The sequence below is a fragment of the Oerskovia sp. USHLN155 genome, from assembly GCF_037145535.1.
In the GTDB taxonomy this organism is placed as follows: Bacteria; Actinomycetota; Actinomycetes; order Actinomycetales; family Cellulomonadaceae; genus Oerskovia; species Oerskovia rustica.
Map to the genome: position 1 here is coordinate 206,905 of NZ_JBBCXG010000003.1, position 12,691 is coordinate 219,595.

The 12,691-nt window shown below is 72.5% G+C and carries 9 protein-coding genes and 1 tRNA gene; 8 read left to right on the forward strand and 2 right to left on the reverse strand.

What is annotated here, in order from left to right; translation table 11 throughout:
- Positions 1-9 precede the first annotated feature (9 nt).
- Positions 10-1,173: a N(5)-(carboxyethyl)ornithine synthase gene (locus WFH32_RS05780; RefSeq protein ID WP_336706465.1), complete on the reverse strand. Its 1,164-nt coding sequence runs from the start codon at positions 1,171-1,173 to the stop codon at positions 10-12.
- Between the two features lie 133 nt (positions 1,174-1,306).
- Positions 1,307-1,382: transfer RNA gene (locus WFH32_RS05785), tRNA-Arg, on the reverse strand.
- A 188-nt stretch (positions 1,383-1,570) separates the two neighbouring features.
- Here WFH32_RS05785 and WFH32_RS05790 point away from each other — a divergent pair.
- The 8 genes from WFH32_RS05790 to rpmE all read left to right on the forward strand — a co-directional run bounded on the left by WFH32_RS05790 (position 1,571) and on the right by rpmE (position 12,570).
- Positions 1,571-2,905 (forward strand): MFS transporter, encoded by a 1,335-nt coding sequence (locus WFH32_RS05790; RefSeq protein ID WP_191794121.1) that lies wholly within the window; start codon positions 1,571-1,573, stop codon positions 2,903-2,905.
- Positions 2,906-2,927: 22 nt separating this feature from the next.
- Positions 2,928-4,622: an arginine--tRNA ligase gene (gene argS / locus WFH32_RS05795; protein ID WP_336706467.1), complete on the forward strand. Its 1,695-nt coding sequence runs from the start codon at positions 2,928-2,930 to the stop codon at positions 4,620-4,622.
- Positions 4,619-6,064 carry a diaminopimelate decarboxylase gene (gene lysA / locus WFH32_RS05800; RefSeq protein ID WP_442946307.1) on the forward strand — a complete coding sequence of 482 codons (1,446 nt, stop codon included), beginning with the start codon at positions 4,619-4,621 and terminating at the stop codon, positions 6,062-6,064. The genes argS and lysA overlap by 4 nt, the downstream gene beginning before the upstream one ends.
- Positions 6,065-6,310: 246 nt before the next feature.
- Positions 6,311-7,675, forward strand: coding sequence for a homoserine dehydrogenase (locus WFH32_RS05805; RefSeq protein ID WP_191794119.1), 1,365 nt, complete (start codon positions 6,311-6,313; stop codon positions 7,673-7,675).
- Positions 7,675-8,778 carry a threonine synthase gene (gene thrC / locus WFH32_RS05810; RefSeq protein WP_336706470.1) on the forward strand — a complete coding sequence of 368 codons (1,104 nt, stop codon included), beginning with the start codon at positions 7,675-7,677 and terminating at the stop codon, positions 8,776-8,778. The genes WFH32_RS05805 and thrC overlap by 1 nt, the downstream gene beginning before the upstream one ends.
- A 56-nt stretch (positions 8,779-8,834) precedes the next feature.
- Positions 8,835-9,812 carry a homoserine kinase gene (gene thrB / locus WFH32_RS05815; RefSeq protein WP_191794117.1) on the forward strand — a complete coding sequence of 326 codons (978 nt, stop codon included), beginning with the start codon at positions 8,835-8,837 and terminating at the stop codon, positions 9,810-9,812.
- Positions 9,813-10,138: 326 nt separating this feature from the next.
- On the forward strand, positions 10,139-12,202 hold the full coding sequence (gene rho / locus WFH32_RS05820; RefSeq protein ID WP_336706472.1) for a transcription termination factor Rho: 2,064 nt from the start codon (positions 10,139-10,141) through the stop codon (positions 12,200-12,202).
- A gap of 149 nt (positions 12,203-12,351) precedes the next feature.
- The gene (rpmE, locus tag WFH32_RS05825) at positions 12,352-12,570 is read left to right on the forward strand and encodes a 50S ribosomal protein L31 (protein WP_336706473.1); all 219 of its coding nucleotides are present in this window, start codon (positions 12,352-12,354) and stop codon (positions 12,568-12,570) included.
- Positions 12,571-12,691 lie beyond the last annotated feature (121 nt).

Consider the following 12,691-nt stretch of genomic DNA (forward strand, 5'->3'; position numbering starts at 1 on the left):
CGCGGTCGCTCACGGCAGGGCCGGGACCGGGTGGTGCGGGTACGCGGCCTCGCGGTGCTGGAACTCGAGGACGGCGGGGTTGAGGACGACCCCGTCGCGCACCTCGATCGCACGGCGGACCGTCTCGTTCGCCTCCCAGCCCGCCGGGCCTGCCATGACCGCCGGGAGGAAGGGCAGGACCGCCGAGCTGATCTCCCAGGTCGCCGAGTTCCACAGGTACGACGGGCTGTGGTCCACCGCGTAGTAGTTGATGCTCTTGCCGACCGTGACCAGAGGGTCGGCGAACGTGGTCGAGCGCGCCCAGTCGAACGCCATGCCGTCGTCGCACGACACGTCGACGATCAGGCTGCCCGGACGGAACGCTCCCAGGTCCGACGTGCGCAGGTAGAGCAGGGGCGCGTTCGGGTCCTGGAGGGTGCAGTTGACGACGATGTCGCTCTCGGCGAGGAACGGGGCGAGCGGGAGGCGGCCCTCGTCGGTGATGACCTCGCTGAGGTACGGCGCGTCGTCGTGGTCGAACTGCACGATCTGCGCCGAGTGGATCGGTGCCGCGACCGCGGCGACCCGGCGGTTGGTGAGCACGCGGACGTCGTGCACGCCGTGCGCGTTGAGGGCCGTGACGGCTCCGCGAGCGGTGGCGCCGAAGCCGATGACCACGGCGGTCAGGCGCCTGCCGTAGTCGCCCGTCGAGCCGCACAGCTCGAGCGCGTGCAGCACCGAGCAGTAGCCGGCCATCTCGTTGTTCTTGTGGAAGACGTGCAGGCCGAACCCGCCGTCCGCCGCCCAGTGGTGCATGGCCTCGAACGCGACGAGCGTGAGCCGCTTGTCGATCGCGAGCTGGGTCAGGTCGCGGTCCTGGACGCAGTGCGGCCAGCCCCACAGGGTCTGGCCGGGGCGCAGGTCGCGCAGGTCCTCGAGCTGGGGCTTGGGCAGCAGGATCACGTCGGCTGCCGCGATGACCTCGGCGCGGGTGCCCAGGGAGCGGACCCAGGGCGCGATCTGCTCGTCGCTCACCCCGAAGCGCTCGCCGTACCCGTGCTCGACGACGATCCGCGACCGGAGCTCGGGGGCGATGCGCTCGAGGTGGTCGGGGTGGAGGGGGAGCCGGCGCTCGTCGGGCTTCCGCGACCTCCCGAGGAGGCCGAGGATGGTGTCGTTCGATGCTGTTGTCACGCTTGTCCCGTCAACGAGACCACGGTGGCCCAGTAGTGCGGACGCTACACGGGTGCGGGGGAGTCCCGGACCACCGTGACGGGTCCCGGGCACGACGAAGCCCCTGGACCGAGGGGTCCAGGGGCTTGGTCCGTGGTGCCCTCGATAGGACTCGAACCTACGACCTTCTGCTCCGGAGGCAGACGCTCTATCCACTGAGCTACGAGGGCAGCATGCGTTCGCTCTGACGAGCATCCGGCACGGTGCACGAGACTACCAGTCTCCGGCGGGTTCGTGCTCCCACCTGCCGAGAGTCGTCCGGGACGCCTGGCCTCGTGGTGGCGGGGTGACCGGACTCACCAGCCCGGAACGGCCTCCGGGACGGGTGCCCCGGGAAACGGATGCGTACCCTCCTGGAGTGGATCGCCAGGACTCGAGCTCGACCCCCGACAGCACCCCCGACAACGCCCGCCGCCCGTGGAGAGGGCGGTTCGTCGTCCTTGCCGGGATCGTCCTCGCGGCCTTCAACCTGCGGATCGCGGTCGCCTCGGTCTCCCCGATCCTGGAGGTGGTCCGGGCCGACATCGACCTGAGCGACCAGGTCGCGGGTCTGCTGGGCACTGTCCCGGTCATCGCGTTCGCGGTCTTCGGCTCGCTCGTCCCGGTCCTGTCGCGCAGGTTCGGGCTCGAGCCGACGCTCGTCGCCGCGCTGGTCGTGAGCTCGGTCGGGGAGATCCTGCGGTCGCTGTCGAGCACGGCCCCGTCCTTCCTGCTGTGGACCGCGGTGGCGCTCGCGGGCATGGGCATGGGCAACGTGCTGCTCCCGCCCCTGGTCAAGCGGTACTTCCCCGACCGGATCGGGGCCGTGACCGCGGCGTACACCGTGACGCTCTCGCTGAGCACCGCGATCCCGCCGCTGCTCGTGGTGGGTATCGCCTCGTCGCTGGGCTGGCGTCCGGCCCTGGGCGGCTGGGCGCTCGTGGGCCTGCTCGCGGCCGTGCCGTGGACCGTGGTCATCGCCCGCTCGGCCCGTGCCCGCGCCGAGCTCGCGTCGGTGCTCGAGCACTCGCCCGAGCACACGGTGGGGCTCGACGGGCGGCACCGTCACGAGGGGCGCGCCTGGCGCAGCCCGCTCGCGTGGGGCGTCGCGGGGATGTTCGGTCTCAACTCGCTCAACACCTACGTCATGTTCGCGTGGCTGCCGCACGTCCTGATCGACGCGGGGATGTCGGAGCCCACGGCGGCGAGCGCGCTCGCGCTGTACGCGTTCGTCGGCATGCCGATGTCGATCGTCACGCCGCTGCTCGCAGCCCGGATGCGCAACCCGTACCCCCTCGTGGTGGTCTTCGTCGCGATGCTCGCGGTCGGGTACGGCGGGCTCATGGGTGGTCAGGCAGGTCCTGCGACGTGGGTGTGGGTCGTGCTCGCAGGGCTCGGGGCCTCGACGTTCCCGCTGGGGCTCGCGCTCATCAACCTGCGCAGCCGCACCTCGGCCGGGGCCGTGGCGCTGTCCGGGTTCGTGCAGGGCGTCGGGTACCTCATCGCAGGGGCCGGGCCCCTGACCGCGGGCATCCTCTACGGCCGCAGCGGGACGTGGGACAGCACGTTCGTCTTCCTGTTCGGCACCCTCGCCGTGATCCTCGTCGCCGCGGTCGCGGGGTGCCGTCCCGTCATGATCGAGGACACGTGGGTTCCGCGTGCACGGCGGGGTGGGCCCACGTCGTCGCCCGCGGGCGACGACACAAAGCGCTAGCGTCCCTCGCTAGAATCGTCGGGTGACCCCGAACGAGCTCTCCGAAGCGCTCAGCGCTGCCCTGGCCTCCGCCGTCGCCGACGGCACCCTCGCCCTGCCCGCCGACGCGGTCCCCGCGTCGGTTCACGTCGAGCGACCCCGCCAGCGCGAGCACGGCGACTGGGCCACCAACGTCGCCCTGCAGCTCGCGAAGAAGGCCGGCGTGGCCCCGCGCGTCCTGGCCGAGGACCTCGCGCAGCGCCTCGCCGCGCACCCGGGCATCAAGTCGGTGGACATCGCCGGGCCGGGCTTCCTGAACATCACGCTCGACGCGGCGGCCGCGGGCGAGCTCGCGCGCACGATCCTCGCCCAGGGTGCGGCCTACGGGAACAACGACTCCGAGGCCGGCACGCGCATCAACCTGGAGTTCGTCTCGGCGAACCCCACGGGTCCCATCCACATCGGCGGCGTGCGCTGGGCCGCGGTCGGCGACTCGCTGGCCCGCGTGCTGCAGGCCTCGGGTGCCGTGGTCGAGCGCGAGTACTACTTCAACGACCACGGTGCGCAGATCGACCGCTTCGCTCGCTCGCTGCTCGCGCGCGCCAAGGGCCAGGACGCTCCCGAGGACGGGTACGGCGGCCAGTACATCTCGGACATCGCCGAGGCCGTCATCGCCGACGCGATCGCCGCGGGCGACCGGGACCCGCGCACGCTGCCCGACGACGAGGCCCAGGAGGTCTTCCGGGCGCGCGGCGTCGAGCGCATGTTCGACGAGATCCGCAGCGCGCTGCACGACTTCGGCGTCGACTTCGACGTGTACTTCCACGAGGACTCGCTGCACGAGTCGGGTGCGGTCGAGCGCGCGGTCCAGCGCCTGCGCGAGGGCGGCCACGTGTTCGAGGCCGACGGCGCGACGTGGTTGCGCACGACCGACTTCGGTGACGACAAGGACCGCGTCATCATCAAGTCGGACGGCGAGGCCGCGTACATCGCGGGCGACATCGCGTACTACCTCGACAAGCGCGAGCGCGGGTTCGACGACGTCATCATCATGCTCGGCGCGGACCACCACGGGTACGTGAGCCGCATGATGGCGGTGTGCGCGGCGTTCGGCGACGAGCCGGGCAAGAACCTGCAGATCCTCATCGGGCAGATGGTCAACCTGGTCAAGGACGGCCAGCCGGTCCGCATGTCCAAGCGCGCCGGGACCGTCGTGACGCTCGAGGACCTGGTCGACGCCGTGGGCGTGGACGCCGCGCGCTACTCGCTCGCGCGCTCCTCGACCGACTCGAGCATCGACCTGGACCTCGACCTGCTGTCCAGGGCGACCAACGAGAACCCGGTCTTCTACGTGCAGTACGCGCACGCCCGCACCGCCAACGTCGCGCGCAACGCCGAGGCGCACGGGGTCTCGCGGTTCCGTGAGGACGGGAGCGAGGCGTTCGACCCGTCGCTCCTGACGCACGAGACCGAGTCGATCCTGCTCGGTGCGCTCACCGAGTTCCCCCGCGTCGTGGGCCAGGCCGCGGAGCTGCGCGAGCCGCACCGCGTCGCGCGCTACCTCGAGGCGCTCGCGGGCGACTACCACTCCTGGTACCACGAGTGCCGCGTGACGCCGCTGGGCGACGAGGAGGTCACGGACGTGCACCGCACGCGCCTGTGGCTCAACGACGCGACGCGTCAGGTGCTCGCCAACGGCCTCGGCCTGCTGGGCGTGTCCGCGCCGGAGCGCATGTGAGCGCGTCGGCAGGCCCGACGACGCCGCCCGCCTTCTCGCCGACCGGCACCTTCGTGCCGGGCGAGCCGTGGTCGAGCGGCGTGCGCCGCGGTCCCGACGGCGCGCTGACGGTCGCGGGGGTCGACGTGCGCGAGCTCGCGGCCGCCCAGGGCACCCCGGCGTACGTGCTCGACGAGGCGGACCTGCGCGAGCGGGCACGGTCGTACCGTCGCGCGTTCGAGGCCGCGTTCGCCGAGGTCGGTGCGGGAGTCGACGTGTACTACGCGGGCAAGGCGTTCCTGTCGGTCGCCGTGGCCCGCTGGGTCCGTGCCGAGGGCCTGCGGGTCGACACCGCGACGGGCGGCGAGCTCGCGGTCGCACTGCGCGCGGGCGTGCCCGGAGAGCACATCGGCCTGCACGGCAACAACAAGTCCGACGCGGAGATCGCGCGAGCGCTCGACGCGGGCGTGGGCCGGATCATCGTCGACTCGCTCGTCGAGGTCGAGCGCGTGGCCGCCGCGTCCCGGGCGCGGGGCGGGGTTCCGGCCCCGGTCATGATCCGGGTGACCACGGGCGTGCACGCGGGCGGTCACGAGTACATCTCGACCGCGCACGAGGACCAGAAGTTCGGGCTGTCCCTCGCGACCGCGCCGGACGCGCAGGCCGAGGACAGCCCGGCCATGACCGCGCTCCTCGCGGTGCTCGCGCACCCCGAGCTGGAGCTGCTGGGCATCCACTCGCACATCGGTTCGCAGATCCTCGACCCGTCGGGCTTCGAGGTCGCGGCGCGCAAGGTCCTCGAGCTGCGGGCCGCGCTCGCGGAGCGCACGGGTTTCCTGGTCCCGGAGGTGGACCTGGGCGGTGGGTACGGCATCGCGTACCTGCCGGGCGAGGTCGCGCTCGACCCGGACCGCATCGCGAAGGACGTCGCCGCGTCGGTCGCGGCCTCGTCGGCGGACCTCGGCACGCCCCTGCCGCGCTTCTCGATCGAGCCGGGCCGGGCGATCGTCGGGCCCGCTGGCCTGACGCTCTACACGGTCGGAACGGTCAAGCCCGTGCGGGTCGGCGGGGCGGCCGGGGACGGCGAGGCCGAGAGCACGACCGTGCGCACGTACGTCTCGATCGACGGCGGCATGAGCGACAACATCCGCCCGGCGCTGTACGGCGCGAACTACCACGCCGAGCTCGCGAACCGGCTCTCGGACGCCGCGCCCGTGCTCGCACGCGTGGTCGGCAAGCACTGCGAGAGCGGCGACATCGTGGTCCACGACGTGCTGCTCCCGGGCGACGTGCGGGCCGGCGACCTGCTGGCCGTCGCGGCGACGGGCGCCTACGGGCGCTCGATGGCCTCGAACTACAACCATGTGCCCCGGCCCCCGGTCGTGGCCGTGACCGACGGCGGGACCAGGGTCCTGGTCCGTCGTGAGACCGAGGACGACCTGCTCGCGCTCGACCTGGGCTGACGCCCGCCGGGCCCGGGCGCGGCGCCTCGCGGCCCGGTGACCGCGCACCCGTATCCTGAGACGAGCGCCCAGGATCCGGGCAACCGGGCGAGGATCGACATGCTCGGGATCGACCGGTGGGGACGTGCGGCACAGGGTGCCGTGCCCACCGGGACCGAGGGGCCCTGCGACGTGATCGCGTCCGACAGGGCCAGGAGAACGACGGCACCGCTGACCGTGCGGGCCGGGTGATGGAGGAGGAGCTTCGTGGGAGCCAGCCAGCAGGAGCAAGGTCCGCTGCGCGTCGCGCTGCTCGGGTGCGGCGTCGTCGGGTCCGAGGTGGCTCGGCTGCTGACGCAGCAGAGCGCCGACCTGGCCTCGCGCGTCGGGGCACCGCTCGAGCTCGTGGGCATCGCGGTGCGTGACGCGTCGGCCCCGCGGCCGCTCGCCGAGTCGGTTGACCGCTCGCTCCTGACGGAGGACGCCGAGGGGCTCGTCGCGCGCGCCGACATCGTCATCGAGGTCATGGGCGGCATCGAGCCGGCCCGCGCGCTGCTGCTGCGGGCGATCGAGGCGGGCGCCGCCGTCGTGACCGCGAACAAGGCGCTCCTCGCCGAGGACGGCCCCACGCTCTACAAGGCCGCGGACACCGCGGGCGTCGACATCTACTTCGAGGCCGCGGTCGCGGGCGCGATCCCGATCGTCCGCCCCGTCCGCGAATCCCTCGCGGGCGACAGCGTGCGCCGCATCCTGGGCATCGTCAACGGCACCACGAACTACGTGCTGGACCAGATGGCGAGCACGGGCATGTCGTTCGACGACGCCGTGCGACAGGCCCAGGACCTCGGCTACGCCGAGGCCGACCCGACCGCCGACGTCGAGGGCTTCGACGCCGCGGCCAAGGCTGCGATCCTCGCGAGCCTCGCGTTCCACACGCGCGTCTCGCTCGAGGACGTCGCGCGCGAGGGCATCACGAGGATCACCGCCGACGACGTCGCGTGGGCCGCGCAGACCGGTCACGTCATCAAGCTGCTCGCCATCGCGGAGTCCGTGACGGACGACGACGGCTCGCACGGCGTCTCGGTGCGCGTGCACCCGGCGCTCGTGCCCGTCGCGCACCCGCTCGCCGGTGTGCGCGGGGCCTTCAACGCGGTCTTCGTCGAGGCCGACGCGGCGGGCGAGCTCATGTTCTACGGCCGCGGTGCGGGCGGAGCGCCGACGGCGTCCGCCGTGCTCGGCGACGTCGTGTCCGCCGCGCGTCACCGCGTGCTCGGCGGCAAGGGCCCCGAGGAGTCCACCTACGCGGCCCTGCCGATCCTGCCGGCCAGCACCGCGGTCACGCGCTACCAGGTCCGTCTCGCGGTCGACGACCGCCCCGGCGTCCTGGCCCAGGTCGCCCAGGTCCTGGCGTCGAAGGGCGTCTCGATCGAGGCCGTGCGCCAGCCCTCGGAAGCCGCCGCGCCCGGGGCCGACGACACGCACGGCGCCGACGGCGGGTCGACCGGCGTCGCGCACCTCGTCATCACGACCCACGCCGCAGCGGAGGCCGCGCTCGCCGCGACGGTCGACGCGATCGCGGTGCTCGAACCCGTCCGAGAGATCACGTCCGTCCTGAGAGTCGAGGGAGCCTGATGGCCCACCAGTGGCGAGGCATCATCGCCGAGTACGCCGACCGCATGCCCGCCCACGTCACCGAGCGCATCGTGACGCTCGGCGAGGGCGGCACGCCGCTCGTCGAGGCGCCCGCGCTCTCGGCCCGGACCGGGGCGCAGGTCTTCCTCAAGGTCGAGGGCATGAACCCGACCGCGTCCTTCAAGGACCGCGGCATGACCGCCGCGATCTCCTCGGCCGCGGGCCGCGGGGCGAAGGCCGTGGTGTGCGCCTCGACGGGCAACACGTCGGCCTCGGCCGCCGCGTACGCGACCAAGGCCGGCATGGTGTGCGCCGTCCTGGTCCCGGACGGCAAGATCGCGATGGGCAAGCTGAGCCAGGCGATCGCGCACGGCGCCAAGCTGCTCCAGGTCGACGGCAACTTCGACGACTGCCTGGTCGCGGCCCGCAAGCTCGCCGAGGCGTACCCGGTCGAGCTCGTGAACTCGGTCAACCCTGACCGCATCGAGGGTCAGAAGACCGGTGCGTTCGAGATCGTCGACGCGCTGGGCGACGCCCCGGACATCCACGCTCTGCCCGTGGGCAACGCGGGCAACATCACCGCGTACTGGAAGGGCTTCCGCCAGTACGCGGGCCTCGGCGACCCCGACGCCCCGGGCGCGCACCTGCCCGCGGTCTCGACGCGGACCCCGATCATGTGGGGCTTCCAGGCTGCCGGTGCCGCCCCGATCGTCGCGGGCCACCCCATCACGCACCCCGAGACCATCGCGACCGCGATCCGCATCGGCAACCCCGCGTCCTGGGCGCAGGCCGAGGCCGCGCGCGACGAGTCGGGCGGCGTCATCGAGGCCGTGACCGACGAGCAGATCCTCGCGGCGCACCGCATCCTGTCGGCCGAGGCCGGGGTGTTCGTCGAGCCCGGCTCGGCGGCCGGTGTCGCGGGAATCCTCTCGCGGGCCGAGCGCGGTCTCGTGCCCGCGGGCGCGCGCATCGTCGTCACGGTCACGGGCCACGGGCTCAAGGACCCGCAGTGGGCTCTCAAGACGCTCGACGGAGCCGACGTGACGCCGATCCGGGTCAGCGCCGACGTCGTCTCGATCGCCGACGCGCTCCAGCTCGGCTGAGCGCTCGCCGTCCGTCCCCGAACTCCCCGTAGCTCCCCGAAGAGAGGTCCCGCGAGATGCAGCTCGGAGCCGACCATGTGCGCGTGCGTGTGCCCGCGACGAGCGCGAACCTCGGCCCGGGCTTCGACGCCATGGGGCTGGCCCTCGCGCGCTACGACGTGCTCGAGGTGCGCGCGCTCGGCAACGGCGACGTGGTCGTCGACGTCGAGGGGGAGGGGGCCGGTGAGGTCCCCGGCGACGAGCGGCACCTGGTCGTGCGCGCCCTGCGCGCGGCCCTCGACCTGGTCGGCGCGCCCCAGACGGGGCTGCACCTGACGGCGACCAACGCGATCCCGCACGGCCGGGGTCTCGGATCCTCGGCCGCTGCGGTGGTGGCGGGGATCGTCGCCGCGCGCGCCCTGGTCGCGGACCCCGCGGCCCTGGACGACGCGACGGTCCTGCAGCTCGCGACCGAGTTCGAGGGGCACCCCGACAACGCCGCTCCCGCGATCTACGGGGGCGCGACGATCGCGTGGACGAGCACGGTCGAGGGTGACGAGGGGGCGCACGCGGTGCGCCTCGAGGTCCACCCGGACATCGAGGCGACCGTGCTGGTCCCCACCGTCCGGCTCGCGACGAGCCGTGCTCGCGGCGTCCTGCCGGAGACCGTGCCGCACGCCGACGCCGCGCTCAACGCGGGGCGTGCAGCGCTGCTCGTCGAGGCGCTGACCCGTTCGCCGCAGCACCTGTTCGACGCGACCGAGGACCGGCTCCACCAGGAGTATCGCGCGGGGGTCATGTCCGCGTCGTGGGAGCTCGTGCGCGCGCTGCGTGCCGACGGTCTGGCAGCGACGATCTCGGGTGCGGGCCCCACGGTCCTGCTGCTGGGGAGCGTCGACGAACGTGACCAGGCCGACGCCGTGCTGCGCGACCTGCTGCACGGTTCGGACCAGTGGCGTGCGTACCGTCCGGGCATCGACCAGGGAGGCGTGCGTTCGGAGCGCGTCCTGGGCTCGACGGGCCTCCCGGAACCGTCCCCGCGACAGGTGCGCTGACCGGACGTCGCCCCCTGGCGCAGCCCCTGGGGGGACTGGTCCTGCGGGGGGCTACGGATGGTAGAATCCATTGAGCCTTCGCAGGTTCGTGATGATGCCTCGGTGATTCCTCGACGAATCTCCGCCGAGTCCCCGGGCATCGGCAGAGCAACCACTGACTGCGCCTCATACCCCGCGAGAAGGCAATCCAGCCCACGTCAGCTGACGTCGTCGTACCACTGACGCGTGGTTCCACTGCGTTCCGGCCGTCACGTGCCGAGCGTCGATCACCCGCGGCCCACCCCTCGCACAGAGCAAGTGGGCGCAAACGAGGGGAAGGGTCCTTCGTGACAGACACCACCGACACCGCCCGTGCAGGCGCACTCTCGACGCTGCGCCTCCCCGAGCTGCAGGCACTCGCCTCGCAGCTCGGTGTGAAGGGCACGTCCAAGATGCGCAAGAGCGATCTTGTCGACGTCATCCGTTCCACCTCCGGCGAGAAGAGCGCTCCCGAGCGCACCGCCGGGGCGTCCGCCGCCGCGCGTCGCGCGCCGGAGAAGGACACCCAGACCGAGAAGGTCGTCGTGCAGCCGGCCGTCGAGGTCCCCGTGCGCACGGCGACCGAGAACGTCGAGCGCACCGAGCGCCCCCGCCGCGAGCGGGGCCAGCGTTCCGCGCGCGCCGACCAGGCCGCCGACATCGTCGCCCCGCTCCTGGAGCAGGGCAGCCGCGCCGCGCGCGTCGACGCCGACCGTGCTGCCGGGGGAGAGACCCCGGACGAGCGTGCCGCTCGTGCGGCCGCCGCCGTGGGCCTGGTGACGGGCACGGCTCCCGAGCGCGGTTCGCGTCGCGCCGGACGGGGCGCCGGCGCCCCGCGCGGCGGCGAGGGCGAGACCGCTCGTGAGTCGGCTCCCGAGGCCGCCGGAGCGGGCACCGGACGCCAGGAGCGCCAGCGCGAGCAGCGCGACCAGCAGGGCCAGGGCGAGCGCCAGAACGGCCAGCAGGAGCGCCAGGGCGGCCAGCGCCAGCAGGGCCAGGGCAACCAGCAGGGCGGCCAGCGCGACCAGCAGGGTCAGGGCAACCGTCAGGCGGACGAGTACGACGAGCGCGGCGGACGCCGCCGTCGTGGGCGCGACCGCAACCGCGACCGGGACCGCAAGCGCGGCCGCACCCGTGGCGGGAACATCGACGTCGTGGGCCTCGACGAGATCGAGGTGTCCGAGGACGACGTGCTGCTGCCCGTGGCCGGCATCCTCGACGTGCTCGACCAGTACGCGTTCGTGCGGACCAGCGGTTACCTGCCCGGTCCGAACGACGTCTACGTCTCGCTCGGCCAGGTCAAGAAGTCGGGCCTGCGTCGCGGTGACGCGATCGTCGGCGCGGTGCGTCAGCCCCGCGACGGGGAGTCGTTCCAGCAGACCGGACCGCGCAACCAGAAGTTCAACGCGCTGGTCCGGCTCGACTCGGTCAACGGCATGTCTCCCGAGGCCGCCCGCAACCGTGCCGAGTTCAACAAGCTGACCCCGCTCTACCCGCAGGAGCGTCTGCGCCTGGAGACGGGCGAGGTCGGTCGTCTCACGCCGCGCGTGATCGACATCGTCGCCCCGATCGGCAAGGGCCAGCGTGGTCTGATCGTCGCCCCGCCCAAGGCGGGCAAGACGATCATCATGCAGCAGATCGCGAACGCGATCACGACGAACAACCCTGAGGTCCACCTCATGGTCGTGCTCGTGGACGAGCGACCTGAAGAGGTCACGGACATGGAGCGCACCGTCAAGGGCGAGGTCATCGCCTCGACGTTCGACCGTCCGGCCTCCGACCACACGATCGTCGCCGAGCTCGCGATCGAGCGCGCCAAGCGTCTCGTGGAGCTGGGCCAGGACGTCGTCGTGCTGCTCGACTCGCTCACGCGACTGTCGCGTGCGTACAACCTCGCGGCCCCGGCGTCCGGGCGCATCCTGTCCGGTGGTGTCGACGCCTCGGCGCTCTACCCGCCCAAGCGCTTCTTCGGCGCGGCGCGCAACATCGAGAACGGCGGGTCGCTCACGATCCTCGCCTCGGCGCTCGTCGAGACCGGCTCCAAGATGGACGAGGTCATCTTCGAGGAGTTCAAGGGCACCGGGAACATGGAGCTCCGGCTCTCCCGCTCGCTCGCGGACAAGCGCATCTTCCCGGCCGTGGACGTCAACGCGTCCGGTACGCGCCGCGAGGAGATCCTCATGCCGCAGGACGAGCTCCGCATCGTCTACAAGCTGCGCCGCGTGATGGGTGCGCTCGACCAGCAGCAGGCCATCGAGCTGCTGCTCGGCAAGCTCAAGGAGACGAAGTCCAACGTCGAGTTCCTGCTCCAGGTGCAGAAGACCACACCTGGCGGCATCAACAACGACGAAGAGGTCGGACGCGCCGTCTGATCCCCCGTGGGCTGCTCGCCCCGAGAGAGCGGCCCACGGATTTTCCGTGTGCCGGACCCGTCTGGCACAATGTCCTGTTGGTTTCCCCGTTCCCGGTTCACGGCTGCTGTCCGCAGACGACCCGGGGGCACCCCATTGAGGAGAGTCCTGTGAAGGCTGATATCCACCCCGAGTACGTCGTGACCGAGGTGACCTGCACCTGCGGTTCCACGTTCGTCTCGCGCAGCACCGAGAAGTCCGGGCGCATCTCGTCCGACGTCTGCTCGGCCTGCCACCCGTTCTACACGGGCAAGCAGAAGATCCTCGACACCGGTGGCCGCGTGGCCCGCTTCGAGGCTCGTTACGGCAAGAAGGCCGCCGACAAGTAGCGACTCTCCAGCGCCGGTGGTCCGGGCGTCCGTCAACCTCTCCAGGGGCAGGCGGCGTGCCCGCTCCACCGGCGCTGTCGTCTTTTCCGGCGAGAGCGCGCCGCATCGTGCGGCACTGCGC